The 20,080-nt window shown below is 55.4% G+C and carries 20 protein-coding genes; 13 read left to right on the top strand and 7 right to left on the bottom strand.

Features of this window, described 5'->3' with window-relative positions:
- Positions 1-30: 30 nt before the first annotated feature.
- Positions 31-1,338 (bottom strand): HlyD family type I secretion periplasmic adaptor subunit, encoded by a 1,308-nt coding sequence (locus tag ACXLHR_RS11330; protein ID WP_458791541.1) that lies wholly within the window; start codon positions 1,336-1,338, stop codon positions 31-33.
- Positions 1,335-3,074: a type I secretion system permease/ATPase gene (locus ACXLHR_RS11325; RefSeq protein WP_458791540.1), complete on the bottom strand. Its 1,740-nt coding sequence runs from the start codon at positions 3,072-3,074 to the stop codon at positions 1,335-1,337. The genes ACXLHR_RS11330 and ACXLHR_RS11325 overlap by 4 nt, the downstream gene beginning before the upstream one ends.
- Positions 3,075-3,286: 212 nt before the next feature.
- Between ACXLHR_RS11325 and ACXLHR_RS11320 the strand changes: the two genes are divergently transcribed.
- Positions 3,287-3,694 carry a hypothetical protein gene (locus ACXLHR_RS11320; RefSeq protein ID WP_458791539.1) on the top strand — a complete coding sequence of 136 codons (408 nt, stop codon included), beginning with the start codon at positions 3,287-3,289 and terminating at the stop codon, positions 3,692-3,694.
- Here ACXLHR_RS11320 and ACXLHR_RS11315 read toward each other — a convergent pair.
- Positions 3,691-5,841, bottom strand: coding sequence for a transglycosylase domain-containing protein (locus ACXLHR_RS11315; protein WP_458791538.1), 2,151 nt, complete (start codon positions 5,839-5,841; stop codon positions 3,691-3,693). The genes ACXLHR_RS11320 and ACXLHR_RS11315 overlap by 4 nt on opposite strands.
- A gap of 268 nt (positions 5,842-6,109) precedes the next feature.
- Between ACXLHR_RS11315 and ACXLHR_RS11310 the strand changes: the two genes are divergently transcribed.
- The 5 genes from ACXLHR_RS11310 (at position 6,110) to ACXLHR_RS11290 (ending at position 10,873) form a co-directional block, all read left to right on the top strand.
- Positions 6,110-6,448, top strand: a complete 339-nt coding sequence (locus ACXLHR_RS11310) for a P-II family nitrogen regulator (RefSeq protein ID WP_458791537.1) — start codon at positions 6,110-6,112, stop codon at positions 6,446-6,448.
- Positions 6,449-6,467: 19 nt separating this feature from the next.
- Positions 6,468-7,787, top strand: coding sequence for an ammonium transporter (locus ACXLHR_RS11305; protein ID WP_458791536.1), 1,320 nt, complete (start codon positions 6,468-6,470; stop codon positions 7,785-7,787).
- Between the two features lie 230 nt (positions 7,788-8,017).
- Positions 8,018-9,019, top strand: coding sequence for an N-acetyltransferase DgcN (dgcN, locus tag ACXLHR_RS11300; protein WP_458791535.1), 1,002 nt, complete (start codon positions 8,018-8,020; stop codon positions 9,017-9,019).
- Positions 9,020-9,045: 26 nt separating this feature from the next.
- A complete protein-coding gene (gene dgcA, locus ACXLHR_RS11295; RefSeq protein ID WP_458791534.1) occupies positions 9,046-10,011 on the top strand; it encodes an N-acetyl-D-Glu racemase DgcA in 966 nt (321 codons plus the stop codon).
- 4 nt (positions 10,012-10,015) lie between these two features.
- On the top strand, positions 10,016-10,873 hold the full coding sequence (locus ACXLHR_RS11290) for a D-amino-acid transaminase (RefSeq protein WP_458791533.1): 858 nt from the start codon (positions 10,016-10,018) through the stop codon (positions 10,871-10,873).
- 71 nt (positions 10,874-10,944) lie between these two features.
- Here ACXLHR_RS11290 and ACXLHR_RS11285 read toward each other — a convergent pair whose 3' ends face one another.
- The 3 genes from ACXLHR_RS11285 to ACXLHR_RS11275 all read right to left on the bottom strand — a co-directional run bounded on the left by ACXLHR_RS11285 (position 10,945) and on the right by ACXLHR_RS11275 (position 12,413).
- Positions 10,945-11,169, bottom strand: a complete 225-nt coding sequence (locus ACXLHR_RS11285) for a hypothetical protein (RefSeq protein ID WP_458791532.1) — start codon at positions 11,167-11,169, stop codon at positions 10,945-10,947.
- A gap of 194 nt (positions 11,170-11,363) precedes the next feature.
- A complete protein-coding gene (locus ACXLHR_RS11280; RefSeq protein ID WP_458791531.1) occupies positions 11,364-11,663 on the bottom strand; it encodes a DUF1244 domain-containing protein in 300 nt (99 codons plus the stop codon).
- A 12-nt stretch (positions 11,664-11,675) separates the two neighbouring features.
- Positions 11,676-12,413 carry an N-formylglutamate amidohydrolase gene (locus ACXLHR_RS11275; protein ID WP_458791530.1) on the bottom strand — a complete coding sequence of 246 codons (738 nt, stop codon included), beginning with the start codon at positions 12,411-12,413 and terminating at the stop codon, positions 11,676-11,678.
- A gap of 128 nt (positions 12,414-12,541) precedes the next feature.
- Here ACXLHR_RS11275 and pyk point away from each other — a divergent pair, with 128 nt between their 5' ends.
- From pyk to rplT, 4 genes are all read left to right on the top strand, one after another.
- Entirely contained in the window at positions 12,542-13,990 is a 1,449-nt protein-coding gene (gene pyk, locus ACXLHR_RS11270; RefSeq protein WP_458791529.1) for a pyruvate kinase, read from the top strand.
- 32 nt (positions 13,991-14,022) lie between these two features.
- Complete coding sequence (locus ACXLHR_RS11265) at positions 14,023-14,247, top strand: hypothetical protein (protein ID WP_458791528.1); 225 nt, start codon at positions 14,023-14,025, stop codon at positions 14,245-14,247.
- 112 nt (positions 14,248-14,359) lie between these two features.
- Positions 14,360-14,560 carry a 50S ribosomal protein L35 gene (gene rpmI / locus ACXLHR_RS11260; protein ID WP_458791527.1) on the top strand — a complete coding sequence of 67 codons (201 nt, stop codon included), beginning with the start codon at positions 14,360-14,362 and terminating at the stop codon, positions 14,558-14,560.
- Between the two features lie 12 nt (positions 14,561-14,572).
- The gene (gene rplT / locus ACXLHR_RS11255) at positions 14,573-14,932 is read left to right on the top strand and encodes a 50S ribosomal protein L20 (RefSeq protein WP_458791526.1); all 360 of its coding nucleotides are present in this window, start codon (positions 14,573-14,575) and stop codon (positions 14,930-14,932) included.
- A 76-nt stretch (positions 14,933-15,008) separates the two neighbouring features.
- On the opposite strand, the gene ACXLHR_RS11250 is transcribed toward rplT, so the two are convergent.
- A complete protein-coding gene (locus tag ACXLHR_RS11250; RefSeq protein ID WP_458791525.1) occupies positions 15,009-16,070 on the bottom strand; it encodes a PQQ-dependent sugar dehydrogenase in 1,062 nt (353 codons plus the stop codon).
- A 121-nt stretch (positions 16,071-16,191) separates the two neighbouring features.
- Here ACXLHR_RS11250 and pheS point away from each other — a divergent pair, with 121 nt between their 5' ends.
- From pheS to ACXLHR_RS11235, 3 genes are read left to right on the top strand one after another with little or no spacing between them, the layout of a single operon-like run.
- Positions 16,192-17,265 (top strand): phenylalanine--tRNA ligase subunit alpha, encoded by a 1,074-nt coding sequence (gene pheS / locus ACXLHR_RS11245; RefSeq protein ID WP_458791524.1) that lies wholly within the window; start codon positions 16,192-16,194, stop codon positions 17,263-17,265.
- Complete coding sequence (gene pheT, locus ACXLHR_RS11240) at positions 17,262-19,655, top strand: phenylalanine--tRNA ligase subunit beta (RefSeq protein WP_458791523.1); 2,394 nt, start codon at positions 17,262-17,264, stop codon at positions 19,653-19,655. Before pheS ends, pheT begins: the two co-directional genes overlap by 4 nt.
- On the top strand, positions 19,652-20,080 hold the full coding sequence (locus ACXLHR_RS11235) for a GNAT family N-acetyltransferase (protein ID WP_458791522.1): 429 nt from the start codon (positions 19,652-19,654) through the stop codon (positions 20,078-20,080). The genes pheT and ACXLHR_RS11235 overlap by 4 nt, the downstream gene beginning before the upstream one ends.

The raw sequence follows: 20,080 nt of genomic DNA, 5'->3' as shown, positions 1-20,080 counted from the left end.
GACGCTAGCGCTGCAACGCGTCAGGTGCAATCAAGACTCGCGAAATGCTTTGGCAAAATAATCGGCCAGCGGCTTAAGCAGGTATTCCATCGGGGTCCGGTCCTCGGTGCGCACAAATGCCTCGACTGGCATCCCGGGGATCAAGATCATGCCTGCGGGCAACTTTTCGATCTCGCCTTCGTTGATCTGCACTTCTGTTTGATAATAGGTAATGCCTGTCGCGTCATCCTGGAAAATATCGGCAGAGACCAAGGTGACCCTGCCCAGAAGCTCGGGTGTGCGCCGTTGATCAAACGCGGAAAAGCGCAGTGTCACCTCTTGGTTAAGGTGGATTTGATCAATGTCGGTGGGCATCACTTTCGTTGCTATGACCAGCGGCCGGTCTTGCGGCACAAGGAACATCACCGGATCAGCGGCGCGAATAACCGAGCGTGGGGCAAAAAATTGTAAACCGTACACGATGCCGGAGACAGGCGCGCGAATGTCCAGCCGGTCCAGTTGTTGGGTCAATGTCCGACGACGTTCTGACAGTTCCAGTTCGTTATATTGCAGATCGCGCAGGCGGGTAATTGCTTCTTCGCGGCGGGTCGTGGTCAGGGTTAAAACCTTGATATCAATCTCGGTCACGCGCTGGGCCGCTTGTGCCGCAGAGGCGGTCAATTCTCCGATACTGCCCATCAAGTCGGCCTCCTCGCGCCGCAATTGCGACACGCCGCGGGCCTGCACCAAACGCTGCTCTAGCAGCTTTTGCTGGTCAGCCAGCTCTTGTTGGATCAATCTACCCTGAATTTCAAGCGCTGCACGTTGTGCTTCGATGCCACCAATCTGGCTTTGAATTTGGCCGCGCTGCTGGTTCAATTGTTCTGTTGCAGTCTTTAAACTTTCAAGACGGGCTACAAACAGGCGTGTTTGGCCGGCGATCAACTCGGTGCTTTTCGGATTGTCGCGCAGGACCGGATCAAACGTCAGCGCGTCCGTTCCGTCGCGCTCGGCTTCAAACCTGCCACGGCGTGCCATTAGTTCGAATAACTGCCCTTCGACAACGGCGAGTTCGGATTGCAAATTTGTGGCATCCAAACGAATCAATAGATCGTTTTCAGCAACCAGATCGCCTTCATCAACCAGAATTTGTGCCACGACACCGCCATCAGGATGTTGGATTACTTGACGGTTTCTATGCACTTCAATCTGGCCCGAAGCGATGACAGCGCCGGTAATTTCGGCCATAACCGCCCAGACGCCAAATCCGCCGACCAGCACCAGTAGCGCAAGCAGCCCCATAGTCATAGGCGTGCGTGTAGACCAACGATTGTTCGAATCTTTTGATGTCTGGGTCATGATACGCCTGCGCCTTTGCCCGCTGCTTTTGCAATTTCGTCGCGGTTTTTCGTCACTTGTCGCAGCACGTCATCTTTGAGCCCATAGGCGCGTTTTGCGCCGCTTTCCAATACCAGCAACGTGTCACAGTGGAAAATCGCATCGGGGCGATGGGCCATAACAAAAACGATGCCGCCCGCCGCCTTTTGTTGCTCCACAGCACTATTGAGTGCGGCTGAACCAGAGTTATCAAGGTTCGAATTCGGCTCGTCCAGAACTAGCAGCACAGGGTCACCATACAGCGCGCGGGCAAGGCCAACACGCTGGATTTGCCCACCCGAAAGCTGCCCGCCTGTAGAGGTCACCCGCGTGTCATATCCATCAGGCATTCGCAAAATCATCTCATGCGCGTCGGCCTTTTTCGCCGCAATAATCACCATCGCATCATCAGGCTTCAGTGACATCCTCGCGATGTTTTCTTTGATTGTGCCGTTAAATAATTGCACGCGCTGCGGCAGATATCCGATGTGTTGGCCAAGCACGTCGGCGTCATATTGATCCAGTGCTGCCCCATCAAGTCTGATTTTGCCGCCAGCAGGCTGCCAAACACCTGTGAGCGCGCGCGCCAGTGTCGATTTTCCCGAGCCAGACGTGCCTATAACGCCAACCGCTTGACCTGGCTCAACGGCAAAACTTATCGTGCGCAAGGTCGCTTGATGACCACCCGGCGGGACAACCGTGACGTTTTTCGCGGTCAACCGGGCCATAGGTTTTGGCAGATTTGTGCGCGGCTGATCGACGGGGATGTTGCCCAAAAGTACCGCAAGGTTGCGCCATCCCTCGCGCCCTTTTTGGAACACGGCCCATTGGCCTACAATCTGTTCAATCGGTGCTAAGCCACGCCCAAGAAGGATCGACCCCGCAATCATCGCCCCCGGTGTCAACTCGTCCTGCAACACCAGATAAGCCCCGAGACCCAGCATAGCGGATTGCAAAAACAATCGAAACGCCTTGGTTATTGAGGTAAAGGTGCCAGCGCGATCGGCCGCAGATATCGTGGCATCCAGCGACGCACCGCGGGCGATTTGCCAGCGGTCAAACGATGCCCCGCGCATGCCCAAGGAGTGAACCATTTCGCTTTCGCTGCGGATCTGTAAGCCTAAGGCGTCCGATGCAAACGAGGTCGCATTGGCGCGCTCTAGCGGCCCTTTTGTGCTGGCTTGGTTGGCGAACGCCACAAGGATCAACACAAATGCACCCGCCAATGCCAATACGCCCATCAATGGATGAAAGATGAAAATCCCCAAGAAAAACAGTGGCGACCATGGTAAATCAAATAGTGCCATAAGGGCAGGGGATGTGATCAAGCGCTGCACGGCCTCAAGATCGCGCAACCCCGTTGCCGCCTCGCGAGGTGCGCGGTTTAACGTGGTGGCTTTCAGCACGGCAGAGAACACGCGGCGGTCCATTCTAGCCTGGAAGCGCGCGCCAACCCGGCCCATCACGCGGCCACGCACGAAATCCAGAATTCCCATGCAGCCATATAAGAACCCTACTAGAACCGAGAGAGCGATCAGGGTTTCCAATGACCTTGACCCCAAAACACGGTCATAGACGTTCAACATATACAACGGTCCCGTCAACATCAGCATGTTCACGAAAAAACTGAACACCGCGACCATCCAATACAGGGACCTGCTTTGGCTGCGTGCTTTCAGGAGTTCGACCCTGCCACGGGCGTTGAGTTCGTCGGACATACGCGTAATTTCGCCTTTGTTGGTGTTGCAAAGTTCATTACAGACAATTGTGGTAAAGTTAATGCGGTATTAATCAAACCTGAGAATTCTTAGCAGACCGTCACATTGCATGGTGTAATAACGCTTAAACAACTAACAAGAATTAATGTACGTTTGGTAAAAGAAAATATATCACGCGATTTTAGTTTGCGAAGGTGAGGGGGGTCAAGGAAATGACACAGGTTTTCTATCGGACATTGGCGGCGGTATTTTGTGTTTTTGCAGTGCCTGTGATTGCAGTTTCCGGACCCTATGACGGCGTGTTTAAACAGGTGGCAAATGCCGATTGCGGACTCGTTGGTGTCGATGGTGGATCGGTCGAGATCAAGAACGAAACCTTTCGCGGGGTCGAAGTTGATTGCGACATGACCAATCCTGTGAACGTGGTGAACATGGACGCCACACTTTATACCATGAACTGCTCTGGCGGCGATCAGGTTTGGTCAGAGCGGGCGATGTTGATGCGCAACAAGGAAACGGATGGCTTGATTATGGTCTGGAACGGCTATGCGTTTGCCTATGACGCCTGCACCGTGCCCGACAGTGAGCCCGACCCTCAAGTGGACGGGGACGCTGATTAATTCCCACCCAAGATGTTTTCGAGTACATCCATCAACACCTTGTCTTCGACGGTGTTACTGGTGCCACCTTCCATAATGGCGCTGCTGGTCATTGCAGTAGGCGCGTCCATCGGTAGTGGCACAGCAGGCATGCCTGCCAGCACGCGGGTCATGGTTTCGCGCCAGATATCTGCAGGCAACCCGCCACCGGTGACTCCATTGAGGGGGCGGTTATCATCGTAGCCCATCCAGACACCCGTGACGTAATCGCCAGTGAAGGCAATAAACCATGCATCGCGCGCCGCAGACGTGGTGCCTGACTTGCCCGCAATCTGCCAGCCGTCAATTCTGGCGCGGCCTCCCGTGCCATTCTCTACCACTTGGTTCATCATCCAAGTCAACTGCCGCGCGGCACTTTGCTGGATCACGCGTTCGCCGATGCCTGTGCCCATGTTGTCCATCAGCGGCTCGGTATCGCCTTGAAACCGCAGTTCTATCAATCCGTATGGAGTCACCGCAGAGCCACCATTCAATATTCCGGCGAAGGCCCCGGTCATTTCCAGCAGGGTGCTCTCGGACGCACCAAGTGCTAGCGCGGGACCATCAGCCAATGCGTTATCAATGCCAAAATCTGTGGCCACCTGACGGACCATTTCACGGCCCATCTGCTCGGAAAGGACCACGGCGGGCACATTGCGGCTTTCTTTCAGCGCCTGTGTCAGGGTCATTGGGCCCTTGAACCTGCGGTCGTAGTTTTCGGGGCACCAGTTGCCTGATCCGCGCACGTTCCAACAGGTTGCCACATCGTTCACCATGTCATTGGGGGACATGCCCAACTCCAAGGCAGTAGCGTAAATAAACGGCTTGAACGCTGATCCTGTCTGACGCTTTGCCATGGTCGCACGGTTAAATGCCCCCGTAACCGTCGCTTCGCGCCCGCCGACCATGGCGCGCACGGCACCATCTGCGGACATGACCACGATCGCGGCCTCGGCTTCTGATCCCTCTTTGACCTTCTCTTCAAAGATATAGGTCAGCGCATCTTCGGCTGCTGTCTGGATACGTTGATCCAAGGTCGTTTTTATTACTACATCTTCCGTGGTGTTTCGGGTGAAAAACTCGGGACCGCTCGACATCACCCAATCGGCAAAATATCCGCCTGCGCGGCGCTCGGCGGCGGCAGAGAGTGTCGCAGGATTGGCGCGGGCCTCGGCGGCAGCGGAAGACGAAAGATATCCCTGCTCCTCCATCAAGCCGACAACGATATTGGCATAGTCCTGCGCGCGTTGCAGGTTGCGGGTCGGCGCGCGACTGGTTGGGGCGGGCAGCAGGCTCGACAGCATGGCGCTCTCGGCTGGGGTCACTTCGGCGGCGGATTTGCCGAAATAACGCTGCGCTGCGGCCTCGAACCCACGGCTACCCGCGCCCAGATACGCACGGTTCAAATAAATCGTAAGGATTTCGTCCTTGCTGTAAGCTGCCTCCATTCCCATGGCATAGACGGCTTCTTTTACCTTGCGCCATAGGGTCGTGCGACGGCAATCCTCTTCGTAGGCGGCTTCCGATTCCCATGTTTGCGGGTCGAATGGCACACCAAGGCAGAGCAATTTGCCAACCTGCTGGGTGATGGTCGAGCCGCCGTTGCCCGATAACGGGCCACGGCCTTCGCGCAGGTTGATGCGCACAGCAGAGGCAATACCGCGTGGAGAAACCCCAAAGTGGCCGTAAAACCGCTTGTCCTCTGATGCGACAACCGCGTTTTTCAGATGCACGGACACAGTATTGGTCGTGATCATGCCGCCAAACTGGTCGCCACGCCATGCAAACACCGAACCGTTCGCATCGGTCATCGTAACCGAGCCACGCGCACGCCCATCAATCAAGGCTTCAACCGCAGGCATCTGGCTTGCAAAGTAGTAAATGCCGATGCCAAGAATAAGCGACATCACCAAGGCGCCGCGCCATATCAATTTCCAGATTAGCCCGAAGACAAAGCCAAAGACACTCAAAATCAAGCCAATCACGAAACCTATCGGACCACGCGGCGTCGCTTTGGGCTTGGCAGGCTTGCGCTTTGAAGGTTTTGCAGGCGGCTTTGGCGCGGCCCGCGATTTGCTGTAGCGTTTTTCGGCCACCAAAGGCTGATTGCGATTATCGTTATTGCTCATACTCTGCCCACTGACATTTACGTCTGTTTTTTGCCACCCTAACGGGTTTGATTCCGATTGTTTAGCGAGAGATTGCTGATTGGTGCATTTAGATCGTGCCTAAAAAGAAGGCATATAACTCCGTTTGTGCAAGAATTGTGCAAGTGTTTCGTATTTTGCAATATAATCACACTAAAATTCATTGCTGCACCTGCACGGTAAGCCTTTTCTAATCCCAAGCTACCTGAGCCAACACAGGGTTAGTGGGGAAAAAGATAAGGGGAAGATCGTGAAACTGATCATTGCAACAATCAAGCCGTTCAAGTTGGAAGAGGTCCGCGAAGCGCTGACCACTATCGGCGTGCGCGGCATGATGGTGTCGGAAGTCAAAGGCTTCGGCACACAGTCAGGCCATACCGAAATTTACCGCGGCGCGGAATACGCCGTGAATTTCGTACCCAAGGTGAAACTAGAGATCGTGGTGGCCGATAACATGGCCGATCAGGTCGCCAGCACCATCGCAAAAACCGCACAAACCGGCAAAATCGGGGACGGCAAAATCTTCATACTCGACGTTGAAGGCGCAATACGCGTGCGGACCGGCGAGACAAACGATGACGCGATCTAAGCGACACGAGGATAGAAAAATGAAACTTACAAAGACACTTCTTTTTGGCGGGGCGATCTCGTTCCTTCCGACACTGGTGCTGGCGCAAGACGCCGCGCCTACATTTGACGAAATCGGCCACTATATCATGACAACGATGTTGTTCCTGATCGGTGGTTTCTTGGTGTTCTGGATGGCGGCAGGGTTCGCCATGCTGGAAGCAGGGTTGGTCCGCTCCAAAAACGTGACGACGCAGTTGACCAAAAACATTGCGCTCTTTTCGCTGGCCTCGCTGATGTATTGGCTGGTCGGTTTTAACCTGATGTACCCAGGCGACGCATGGATCATTCCGGGTCTCCTTGGCAGTTTTTCACCAACCGTTCTTGAACCAGTCGGGCTAAGTGCAGCAGAGGCATCACTTGATTACGCGTCTGTAGCATCCGACTTCTTCTTTCAGTTGATGTTCTGCGCAACAACCGCATCGATCGTGTCAGGCACATTGGCCGAGCGCATTAAACTATGGCCTTTCCTGATCTTTGTTGTCGTGCTGACAGGGTTGATCTACCCGATTGAGGCATCTTGGAAATGGGGCGGCGGCTGGTTGGACGAGATGGGTTTCTCTGACTTCGCAGGCTCCACTCTCGTTCATGCCGCTGGTGGTTTTGCAGCGCTTGCAGGTGTTCTGGTTCTGGGCGCACGGATCGGCAAATACAAAGATGGCCGCGTGATCCCGATGCCGGGTTCCAACCTTGCGCTTGCCACCTTGGGGACATTCATTCTGTGGCTTGGCTGGTTCGGCTTTAACGGTGGGTCGCAACTTGCTGCCGGGACTGTTGGCGATATCACTGACGTTGGTCGCATCTTTGCAAACACTAACATGGCCGCCGCCGCAGGTGCGATCGCCGCGATGGTCACCACACAGTTGCTTTATAAAAAGGTTGACCTGACAATGGTACTGAACGGCGCACTCGCCGGTCTGGTCTCCATCACTGCAGGCCCGCTTGATCCGTCGATCTTTGGTGCTGTTTGGATCGGTGCAGTGGGCGGTATCATCGTTGTATTTGCTGTACCATTCCTTGATCGTCTGAAGATTGATGATGTGGTCGGGGCGATCCCTGTTCACCTGATGGCAGGGTTCTGGGGCACAATGGTTGTTCCCGTCTACGCGAGTGGCACCAGCTTTGTAACGCAGTTCATCGGCTTTGCATCTATCGGCATCTTTGTCTTCATCGCTTCTTTGATCGGCTTTATGATCTTGAAAGCGGTGATGGGAATCCGTGTGTCCGAAGAAGCAGAGATCAGAGGTTTGGATCAATCTGAAATGGGCATGGAAGCCTATCCAGAGTTCTCCAAAGGCTAAAACGACCCTCCCAAGTCGTCGAGGAACCCGGGCGTTTACGTTCGGGTTTTTCATTTTCGCAATGAGTTCTGACTCATCGAGTAAAAACCAAGCAATAAAATTCGATAAAATACCATAGATATAGAATAATCTTCTATTTAATTGCTTCCGGAACGTGGAAATAGCGAAGACATTGCATAGCTGACGCGCGATCCTCCTGCTTAATTCATAATCTCAATCGGAGCTGCCAAATGATCCAGACCCCTTACCTTTTGTTTCTCGGCGACGCGCCGGACCAACTTGCCGCCAAAGTGGCGCAAGGGATCAAAGACTGGCGTCCTGAAAATGCCGTAGGTCAGTTTCGCATGGAAAATTGTGGTGCGGATGTCGGACTGAGTGACATGACGTTACAAGAGGCAAAAGACGCCGGCGCAAAAACGCTTGTGATCGGTGTTGCAAACCGTGGCGGCGTGATTTCTGCGGCTTGGAAAGAAATCCTCGTCGATGCGTTGAAGATGGGTTTTGATATCGCCTCTGGCCTGCACAACTTGTTACGCGACGAAAACGATCTGATGGCGGCAGCCCGCGTCAACGGGCGGACGTTGTTTGATGTGCGCATCCCGTCGGTAGCCTACCCGATTGCGAATGGCGTCAAACGCACGGGCAAGCGGTGCCTTGCTGTCGGCACCGATTGTTCGGTCGGCAAAATGTATACTGGCCTTGCGATGGATTACGAGATGCAAGCGCGCGATATGAAATCTACATTCCGCCCCACGGGCCAAACCGGCATCCTGATCACAGGCGGGGGCGTGCCGCTTGATGCGGTGATCGCCGACTTCATGTCGGGCGCGGTCGAATACCTGACACCTGACAATGACACAGATCATTGGGATCACATCGAAGGGCAGGGAAGCCTGTTTCATGCATCCTACTCGGGTGTGACCCTCGCGCTGATCCACGGCGGCCAACCCGATGCGCTTGTGTTGTGCCACGAGCCTACACGTAAACACATGCGAGGGTTGCCCGACTATACATTGCCAACCCTTGAGGCGTTGCGAGATCTCTCGCTGCAAATGGCCCGAATGGTGAATGTAAACGCCAAAGTTATCGGTATTTCGATCAACACACAGCACATTCCAGCTGAAAGGTTCGAGGCCTACCTTGCAGAGGTCGAGACACAAATGGGCCTACCCGCTATTGATCCGTTCCGCCAAGGCGCGGGGCGTCTTGTAGATGCGCTCGCAGAAATCTAAGTTGCGCGTAACCAAGGGATAGACATATGAAAATCGACGTCACGGCTGATAGTTTTCAGCTCGCACAGGTGTTCAGGATCAGCCGTGGCTCGCGTACGCAGGCCGATGTGCTGACCGTGAGAATCACCGACGGCACACATCAGGGATGGGGCGAATGTGTGCCTTATGCGCGGTATAACGAGACGCTGGAAAGTGTCACGGCAGAGATCAACAGCTTACCCGCCGACATCACACGCGAGGCGCTACAAAACCTTTTGCCCGCAGGGGCGGCGCGCAACGCCGTCGACTGTGCGCTGTGGGACTTGGCCGCGAAACAAGCGGGATGCCGCGTTTGGGATCTGATAAACCTGCCAGCTCCGCGCCCTGAAATCACCGCTTTTACGCTTTCACTCGACACACCCGAAGCGATGCAAGCCCAAGCCGCCAAAAACGCATCCCGCCCATTGCTCAAAATCAAGCTTGGGACCCCCGACGACATGGCCCGCCTTGAGGCGGTGCGCAGAGGTGCTACAAAATCTGACATCATCGTGGACGCAAACGAGGGCTGGACCGCAGATATCTACGCCGACCTCGCGCCACATTTGATCCGGCTCGGCGTGAAGATGGTCGAACAACCCTTGCCCGCTGGCAGTGATGATATGCTGTCCGAAATTGCACGACCACTGCCCGTTTGCGCCGATGAATCTTGCCACGACCGCAGCTCCTTGCCCAAGCTCAAAGGCAAATACGACATGGTCAACATCAAGCTCGACAAGACCGGCGGGCTAACCGAGGCACTCTTGCTCAAAGACGCGGCCATTGCGAAAGACTACGCCGTCATGGTCGGCTGCATGGTCGGATCGTCGCTTGCTATGGCTCCTGCGACAATTCTTGCGCAGGGTGTGGCGTTCACAGACCTTGACGGGCCGCTGCTTCTGGCACAAGACCGCGAAGCACCACTGATTTTTGATGACGCTGGCGTCCACGCACCGACCCCGGCCCTATGGGGATAATCCTATGCGCACTGTCTACCTAAACGGCGACTACCTGCCCGAGAATGAAGCCAAAGTTTCGATCTTTGATCGGGGTTTTCTGATGGCCGACGGCGTCTACGAAGTGACCACGGTTCTTGACGGTAAACTGATCGACTTTGACGGGCACGCGGTTCGCCTTGCACGGTCCTTGTCCGAACTCGGCATGGGCAACCCGATCAGCAAGGACGACCTGCTGGAAGTGCACCGCGAACTGATCCGCGCTAACGAGATCGACCAAGGCATGATCTATTTGCAAATCACCCGCGGCGCGCCCGATGACCGCGATTTTGCCTACCCGCCTGCGGACACGCCACAAACCATCGTGCTTTTCACCCAAAATAAACCAAATCTAGCCGACAACCCTGTGGCTAAAAAAGGGATCAAAGTGATCTCAATCGAAGACCAGCGCTGGGCACGTCGCGACATTAAAACCGTGCAACTGCTCTACCCGTCGATGGGCAAGATGATGGCGAAAGCCGCAGGCTGCGATGACGCATGGATGGTCGAGGATGGCGCCGTAACCGAAGGCACATCCAACAACGCCTATATTGTGAAAGGCAACGCAATCATCACGCGCCACCTGGGCAATGAGATCCTGCACGGCATCACGCGCGCCGCGGTTCTTCGCTTTGCTCGCGAGGCGCAAATGACCGTGGAAGAACGTAGTTTCACCATCGCAGAGGCGAAAGAGGCGAATGAGGCGTTTATCACCTCGGCCTCTACTTTTGTGATGCCCGTGGTCGAAATTGACGGGGCGGCAATTGGCACAGGCGCAGTCGGCCCTATCGCCACACGCCTGCGTGAAATCTATCTGGAAGAAAGCCGTAAAGTCGCCATCTAATAACAACCCAGACAACAAAAAAGGGCCGCTAGAGTGATCTAGTGGCCCTTTTTCGTATCTGTAAATCTGGTTTAGCTTGGCACTAGCGTAATATCTGCTGCCTGCGCCTGTGCGGCTGTAACTCCGACAAGGTACATAATCGGTACGCCTTCTAGCTCGATATGCGAACCACTGCCTGCGGCTACGTCATCTTCCGTGGCAAACTGCAAATAGTTGTTGCCGCCCTCAGGTGTTGGGTTCTCGTCACCTTCTTCGCTATCGGTCTCATCATCGTCGCCAAAATCGACTGAAAACACTTAACCCAACAGCGCCAAAATAGTCACCGCGTGATTCGCCGCTGCAGATGGGATTAATTATTCGTTACGGTCATAAAAATGTCAAAAAAACCTAACGATTAACAAGAATTCCGACTCTAAAAAATGCACAAGCGGGCCATTGCTTCCAATTCATCGACAGTCTGTTTGTAATAAACTGTTAACTTTGGGTTAAATTATGGCTTCGGGTGGGTTTCATCAAAAGCGGCCTGCGTTTGCGCACTCGCTTCGACCTGATATTTGGCCTTCCAGTCAGCAAACGGCATCCCGTAAAATGCCGCGCGGCCCTGTTCCTTGTCCATTTCGATACCGCGCTCGTTTGCGGCCTCTTGATACCAACGCGACAGGCAGTTCCGGCAAAATCCGGTCAGATTCATCATGTCGATATTTTGTACATCGGTGCGGTCCTCTTGCAGGTGCTTTTGCAAGCGACGAAAGGCAGCAGCTTCAATTTCGATTTGTGTTTGGGCGTCCATAGTATTTCTCCTTTACAGGCCTGATCGGGCAAGTGTTTCTGCCAAGATGGGGGCAAGCCGCTCTGCCCACAAGGCCTGACCTGCTGCGTCGGCAATCAAGTCGTTGCGTAGCTCGATCAATACGTTCGGGCGTCCCGCACGCAATGCATGGCGGTCAACACTATCGCCAGGCAAATGGCCTTTGTATGGTTCGTTATCGCCGACACACCAGCCTTGGGCCGCACAGAGCGCAATAAAAACCTGCGCCAGACGATCGTCATGCGCATATAGCACACCAACCTCCCAAGGTCGCAAACCGCGCCCCTTCAATTGCGGTGTGAAACTGTGGACGGCACAGATCACCACATCACTCCGGCGGTCAGCCAATCCCGCATATGCATCGTGATAGGGACGATACAGCAGGTTTAACCGCTTCTCGCGCTCTGCATCACCTGCGTGGCGATTGGCTGGAATAATCGTGCCGTCATAGAGCTGCATTAACAGGGTCGGGTCCGCTTCGCCGCGATTGGGATCAATCACCAAACGTGAAAAGTTCGATAATACCGCGGGGCTATGCAGGTGCTGCGCTAGAATACGCGTCAGGCCGGCTGCTCCAACATCATAGGCAATGTGGCGCTGCATGTCCGCAGGGTCCAATCCCAGATCGCCACCATTCACCCATTCAGGTACGCGGTTCGTCGCATGGTCGCAGGTCAACAACCAGCGACCCGCACGTTCTGCGCCCTCGATTTCGAAACTGCTCTTAGTCATGATATCCTGCCATTTTGTTTGCACCCTCACTAGAATAGTTGTGATGCGATTGGAATTGCGCAATAAGACCCCAAAGGCCTGCGTTACCGCTAACGCTCGCACATTTGTCCGCTTGAAAGGGAATATTCATGAGACGCCACCGCAATGTAAAGATCGTCGCCACTCTTGGTCCGGCATCCAATGACTACGCAATGATCCGCGCACTGCACGAGGCAGGGGCCGATGTGTTTCGTCTGAATATGAGTCACGGTGATCACGAAGAAATCCGCATCCGCCATGCTATCATCCGTCAGGTCGAAGAAGATCTCGACAGCCCTATTGGAATTCTCGCCGATCTTCAGGGGCCAAAACTGCGCGTTGGCGTTTTTGCAAAAGATGAGGGCGAAGATCTGGTCGTTGGCGCGTCCTTCCGGCTCGACCTCGATAAGGCCAAGGGTGATGTGAACCGCGTGCAACTACCGCATAAAGAAATTTTCGACGCGCTGGAACCGGGCGCGCATCTGCTGGTCAATGACGGTAAAATCAAACTGCGGGTCAAAGATTGCGGCGCCGACTTTGCCGATTGTGAAGTGCTGGTGGGCGGCACGATCTCCAACCGCAAAGGCGTAAACGTGCCAGACGTGATCCTGCCGCTTGCGGCTCTGTCTGAAAAAGACCGTAAAGATCTGGATTTTGTCTGCGATCTTGGCGTTGACTGGCTGGCGCTCTCCTTTGTGCAACGTGCCGCTGACGTGAACGAGGCGCGCGCATTGGCAAAAGGCCGCGCCGCGATCCTGTCTAAGATCGAAAAGCCAAGTGCGGTCACGTTCTTTGACGAAATCCTTGCCGTATCCGACGGCATCATGGTGGCGCGCGGCGACCTTGGCGTGGAGCTACCTGTGCAGAATGTGCCGCCGATCCAGAAACAGTTGATCCGCAAATGCCGCTCGGCTGCGAAACCTGTGATCGTCGCGACACAGATGCTTGAATCCATGATCGACAGCCCGATGCCAACGCGCGCCGAAGTTTCCGACGTGGCGACCGCAATCTACGAGGGCGCAGATGCGATTATGTTGTCCGCCGAATCCGCGGCAGGTTCGTTCCCGATTGAAGCGGTCACCACAATGAACAACGTAGCAGGCGAAGTTGAAGCCGACCCTACCTACACCGAAATCATCGAGGCCTCGCGCAAGGTCAATCGCACAACCGTGGCAGACGGCATCGTCTCTGCTGCCCGTGAAATCGCAGAAACCGCTGATGTGAAGGCAATTTGCTGCTTTTCACAATCAGGCACAACGGCCCTGCTGGTTGCGCGCGAACGGCCACGGGTGCCGATCATTGCGTTGACCAGCTACATGACGACTGCGCGTAGGCTTTGCCTGACGTGGGGAACCAATTGCGTGGTCGTAGGGCCTGTTGATCGATTTAAAACAGCTGTGATCGCGGCGGTTCGTGCCTCGTTGAAACTGGAAGTGGCCAATGAGACCGACATGATCGTCGTGACCGCAGGTGTACCGTTCAATACACCTGGCTCTACAAACATTTTGCGCGTCGCACCCTGCGCGGAAAATTTGATTTATGCCGCTGATCCAGAGTAAGGTTCCCAAAACGTGACTTGAGGGCCAGTATTATGGATTTAGACCTGTTGTTTGTATTAGGCTGTGTCATCACAGTCTTTTCCATCCCTGCAATTGTTAGCGCGTTTTCTGACGGACGCACGCCACGCTATCCTGCTTTGATTCTTATGATCGGGTTCGCCATGGCGGCATACGCGATTAACGAGCGACCCAATGCTTATACGTTCGAAACTGTCCCTGACGTATTTGCTAAGGTTGTGGGGCGTTATCTGGGCTAATACCCCTTGCACCTCAAAATGATTCCGCTTAGATGACACATTCAACCCGCGCGTCCGGCCATCTGGCATGCCGAGTCGCGCGTACGACCGAAACTCAAAAGAGGAGACGGAAATGCCTAAGATGAAGACAAAATCGAGCTGCAAAAAGCGGTTCAAAATGACAGCCTCCGGCAAAGTCAAAGCGGGTCAAGCGGGCAAACAGCACGGCATGATCAAACGCTCTAACAAATTCATACGTGACGCACGCGGCACGACAATTCTTTCAGCTCCTGATGCGAAAATCATCAAGGGCATGATGCCATACGCACGATAAGGAGAATTTGATATGCGCGTTAAAGGTGGTACAGTCACTCATCGTCGTCACAAGAAAGTTCTCGACGCTGCAAAAGGTTATTACGATCGCCGCTCCAAGACCTTCAAGGTCGCGAAGCAGGCTGTCGAAAAAGCAAATCAATACGCAACACGCGACCGTCACAACCGCAAGCGGAACTTCCGTGCGTTGTGGATCCAACGGATCAACGCGGGTGTTCGTGCGATTGACGAAACACTGAACTATTCCAAGTTCATCAACGGCTTGATGCTTGCGGGCATCGAAGTAGACCGTAAAGTTCTGGCCGATCTGGCCGTGAACGAGCCAGAAGCCTTTGCGACAATCGTCGGCAAAGCCAAGGCAGCTCTGGCGTAAGCCGCAGCACATTTAGATTTGAAAGGCCGCTCTGGAAACAGGGCGGCCTTTTTGTTTGAAGCGCGACATCTTCGTCTTACTGCGTCAGCCGCAACAACTGCGCATCTGCGCCATCCTCCAGAACATAGATATTCCCCTGCGCATCCGCGACCACGTCCCTGATTCTCGCACCCATGTTCCAACGTGCGACCTCGCGTGCGGTATCACCGTCAACTGCCACCTGCACCAAGGCTTGCGACGCCAACCCCCCAATCAAAAACGATCCCTGCCAGTCTGCAAAAACATCGCCTGTATAGTAAATCATACCCGCAGGCGCGATCACTGGCGTCCATTCCAGTAGCGGTGCTTTGAATTCGGGACGGGTGACATGATCAGGAATCGCCATGCCGTTATACTGCGTCCCGTCAGAAACCACAGGCCAACCATAATTCTCGCCTACAACAATACTATTGAATTCATCGCCACCGCGCGGCCCCATCTCGTGTGACCAAAGCGCACCGCTTGCATCAAACACCATACCGTAAGCATTGCGATGTCCATAACTCCACACTTCTGGCGCGTCAGGGAAGGGATTGCCGGACGCCGCTATGCCATCTCGCGTCAATCGTAACACCTTGCCACGGCTATCCGCCAAATCCTGCGCAGGATCACCCAACTGACGCTCTCCCGTGGTCAAAAACAAATGCCCGTCAGGTGAAAACGCAATAATGCCGCCCGGATGCCCGCTGCCACCCGACGGTTGCGCGCGCCATAGTGTCTCGAACCCAGTTAGGCTTAATCCGGCCACGTCCAGCTTGCCCCGCCCCAAATGCAGTGCGCCGCCATTATCTCCCGCAACCCATGTCAAATACACCTCACCCGATTGCGCAAAGTCGGGGGCCAAAGCCACATCATGTAGCCCGACCTGGCCAGAGGCATCAACATCAGGCACACCTGCAATCCCCTCGACACGTCCATCTGGCGTAATCAACCGCAATGCGCCCGCTTTTTCCGTGACTAGGAAACCACCCTGCGGCAGGGCGGCCACCGCCCAAGGCTGCTGTAACACCGCGACACTTTGGGTCGCCAGTTCGGCTTGCGCCACATCACTGCAACCGGTCACGGCCACAACCGACAGCGCTGTCAGTAAATTTTTCATCGTCATCCTCCGTTTGCACTTTTCAAATGTAATGCGCGTAAAGCAAAGGGAAACCGCAGCAAACCTTGCAACCACAGCGCCATTTCGCTAACTCCACATTAACATAAGTGTGAGGCGCGACATGACCGATCTGAAATCAAAATATCTTGAGCTGATTGCAAACTCAGGCGACGAGGCGGGTCTTGAAGATCTGCGCGTTCAGGCGCTTGGCAAAAAAGGTGAAATCTCGCTGCAAATGCGCGAGCTGGGCAAGATGACACCAGAGCAACGCCAGACCGCTGGGCCTGCTTTGAACGCGTTGAAAGACGAGATCAACGCCGCGTTGATCGCCAAGAAATCCGCCCTCTCGGATGCCGCTCTCGACGCACGCCTGCGCACCGAATGGCTCGACGTCACACTTCCTGCGCGCGACCGCCCCGCAGGCACAATCCACCCGATTTCCCAAGTCACCGAAGAAGTCACCGCAATCTTCGCCGACATGGGGTTCTCGGTCGCCGAGGGTCCACAGATCGAGAGCGACTGGTATAACTTCGACGCCCTCAACATTCCCGGTCACCACCCCGCACGCGCCGAGATGGACACCTTCTACACACACCGCGGGGAAGGCGACGACCGTCCGCCGCACGTGTTGCGCACCCACACATCGCCCGTGCAAATCCGTAGCCTTGAGGCCAACGGCGCCCCAATCCGCATCATCTGCCCGGGCCGCGTCTACCGCGCCGACTACGACCAAACCCACACACCGATGTTCCACCAAGTCGAAGGCTTAGCCATCGACAAAGACATCTCTATGGCTAATCTGAAATGGGTGCTCGAAGAATTCGTCAAAGCCTTCTTTGAAGTCGACGACGTCGAACTACGCTTTCGCGCCTCCCACTTCCCCTTCACCGAACCCTCAGCAGAGGTCGACATCCGGTGCTCATGGGAAGGTGGCACACTCAAAGTGGGCGAAGGCGACGACTGGTTAGAGATCCTCGGCTCCGGCATGGTGCACCCGAAAGTGCTGCAAGCCGCAGGCGTCGATCCGTCCATCTACCAAGGCTTCGCCTTCGGCGTCGGCATCGACCGCATCGCTATGCTCAAATACGGCATCCCCGACCTGCGCGCCTTCTTCGAGAGCGACGTACGCTGGCTACGCCACTATGGCTTCCGCTCGCTCGACGTACCAACACTGCACGGGGGACTCTCCAAATGAAATTTACTCTCTCTTGGCTCAAGGCCCACCTCGACACCACGGCCTCCGTTGACGAAATCACGGACGCGCTCACTGATCTTGGCCTAGAGGTCGAAGGTGTCGAGAACCCTGCGGAAAAACTCAAAGAGTTCACACTCGGCTACGTCAAACACGCCGAAAAGCATCCCGATGCGGACAAGCTGAAAGTCTGCAAAGTCGACACTGATGAGGGCGAGTTGCAGATCATCTGCGGCGCACCAAACGCGCGCGAAGGTATCACCGTTGTTGTCGCTAAGCCGGGCGTCTATGTGCCGGGCATCGACACAACAATCGGCGTCGGCAAAATCCGTGGCATCGATAGCTACGGCATGATGGCCTCCGAACGCGAGTTGGAACTCTCCGAGGAACACGACGGCATCATTGAACTGCCCAGCGGCGAGGTGGGTGAGCGTTTCATCGACTGGCTGGCCAAGAATGATCCGTCAAAAGTCGACACCATGATCGAAATCGCAATCACGCCTAACCGCCCTGACGCGCTTGGCGTCCGCGGCATTGCGCGCGATCTGGCGGCACGCGGCCTTGGTAAAATGAAGCCCCGCGACGTGGACCCAATCGAGGCAACATTCCGCTCCGACCTCAAAGTCAGCATTGATGACGACACGCTCGACGGCGCACCCGTCTTCTTCGGTCGCCTGATCAAAGACGTGAAAAACGGACCATCGCCCGCATGGCTGCAAGATCTGTTGCGCGCCATCGGGTTGCGCCCGATCTCCTTCCTTGTCGACGTCACCAACTTCTTCACCTACGACCAAAACCGCCCACTACACGTCTTTGATGCAGATAAAGTCGCTGGAAACCTGCGCGTTCACCGTGCAACCGGCGGCGAAACGCTGCTCGCCCTCGATGACAAAACCTACACGCTACAAGCGGGCCAAATGGTCATTTCTGATGACAACGGCGTGCAAAGCATCGCAGGCATCATGGGCGGGCTGGCGACAGGCTGCACCGCAGACACTACAAATGTCTTTGTGGAAAGTGCTTATTGGGACCCCGTGCAAATCGCCTATGCAGGCCGCGCGCTAAAAATTAACTCCGACGCGCGCTACCGTTTCGAGCGCGGAATCGATCCCGTATTCACCGCCGAAGGGTTGGAACACGCCGTACGCATGATCGTCGACAACGCAGGCGGCGAAGCCTCCCAAGTCATCAGCGCGGGCAAAGTGCCAAACGTCGCCCGCGCCTATAAACTCGACGCAAAACGCGTGATTTCTCTGGTCGGCATGGACATCCCCGAAGCGACGCAGCGCCAAACCCTGACCGCACTCGGTTTCCGCTTAGAGGGTGACATGGCCCACGTGCCAAGCTGGCGACCAGACGTGCAAGGCGAAGCGGACCTCGTTGAAGAAGTCGCACGCATCGCGTCACTGACCAAACTCGTGGGCGTACCACTGCCGCGAATTGCAGGCGTGCCAAAACCAATCCTGACCGCTATGCAATTGCGCCAAAGCACCGCCAAACGCACCGCAGCGGCACTCGGCTATAACGAGTGTGTCACTTACAGCTTCATCGACCGTGAGGCGGCAACGCTTTTCGGCGGTGGCGACGACGCAACGATGCTGCAAAACCCGATCTCGGCGGACTTGTCGCACATGCGCCCGGGCCTGCTTCCGGGTCTCCTGCGCGCCGCTGCCCGAAACCAAGCACGCGGCTTTGCCGACATGGCGCTGTTCGAGGTCGGCCACGCCTTCCAAGGCGGCGAACCTAATGAGCAGCACATTCAGATCGCTGGAATCCTGATCGGCAAAACCGGCCCCAAAGACGTGCACGGCACCTCGCGCAACGTCGACGTTTATGACGCAAAAGCCGACGCCGAAGCAATCCTCGCTGCCATCGGTGCGCCCGCAAAAGTGCAAATTTTGCGCGGCGCTGAAGGCTGGTGGCACCCCGGCCGCCACGGCAAAATCTGCCTTGGTCCGAAAAAAGTCATGGGCGTCTTTGGCGAATTGCACCCCAAAGTGCTGCGCGAAATGGACATCAAAGGCCCCGCCGTCGGCTTTGTGCTATATCCCGAAGATATCCCGCTACCGAAAAACAAAGTCATCGCACGTCCCGCTTTGACCGCGACCGATCTGCAAGCTGTTGAACGCGATTTCGCCTTTGTCGTCGACGCCGATATCGAAGCGCTGACACTGATCAACGCGGCGGCAGGAGCGGATAAAGCCCTGATCACAGATGTGCGCGTCTTTGACGAATTCATCGGTGGCAGCCTCGGCGATGGCAAGAAATCCCTCGCCATCACAGTGCGCCTACAACCCACAGAGGCCACGCTGAAAGACAAAGACATCGAAGCCGTCGGCGCTAAAATCGTCGAAAAAGTGAATAAAGCGACAGGCGGCGTATTACGCGGATGATACGGCCCGCAACTCTTGCTGATGCGGGCGGTCTCAAGGCGGCGATCACAGCCGCTTACGCGCCCTATGCCGAACTGGGTTTGGGTTTACCACCCGTCGCGGAAGGCTTGGATGACGATATCAAAAACCACCACGTTTGGGTGGCCGAAGATCGGGGCTTTATTCTCGGGGGCATCGTATTGTGCCTGACTAAAGGCGACGCATTTATTGCCAACCTTGCGGTGCATCCGATCGGTGAAGGGCAGGGGTTAGGGCGACACCTGATCGACACTGCAACCACAGCGGCACAGGCAGCTGGCTGCAAACAAGCTACGCTGACCACACACAAAGACATGACTGACTCGCAAGCATTCTATGCGCGGCTTGGCTGGATAGAAACGGGGCAGGACGGGGACAAAGTCACCTTCGAGCTCGATTTGGATTAA

The organism is Yoonia sp. MH D7, assembly GCF_054439475.1.
This window is presented reverse-complemented; position numbering and strand designations above follow the sequence as displayed.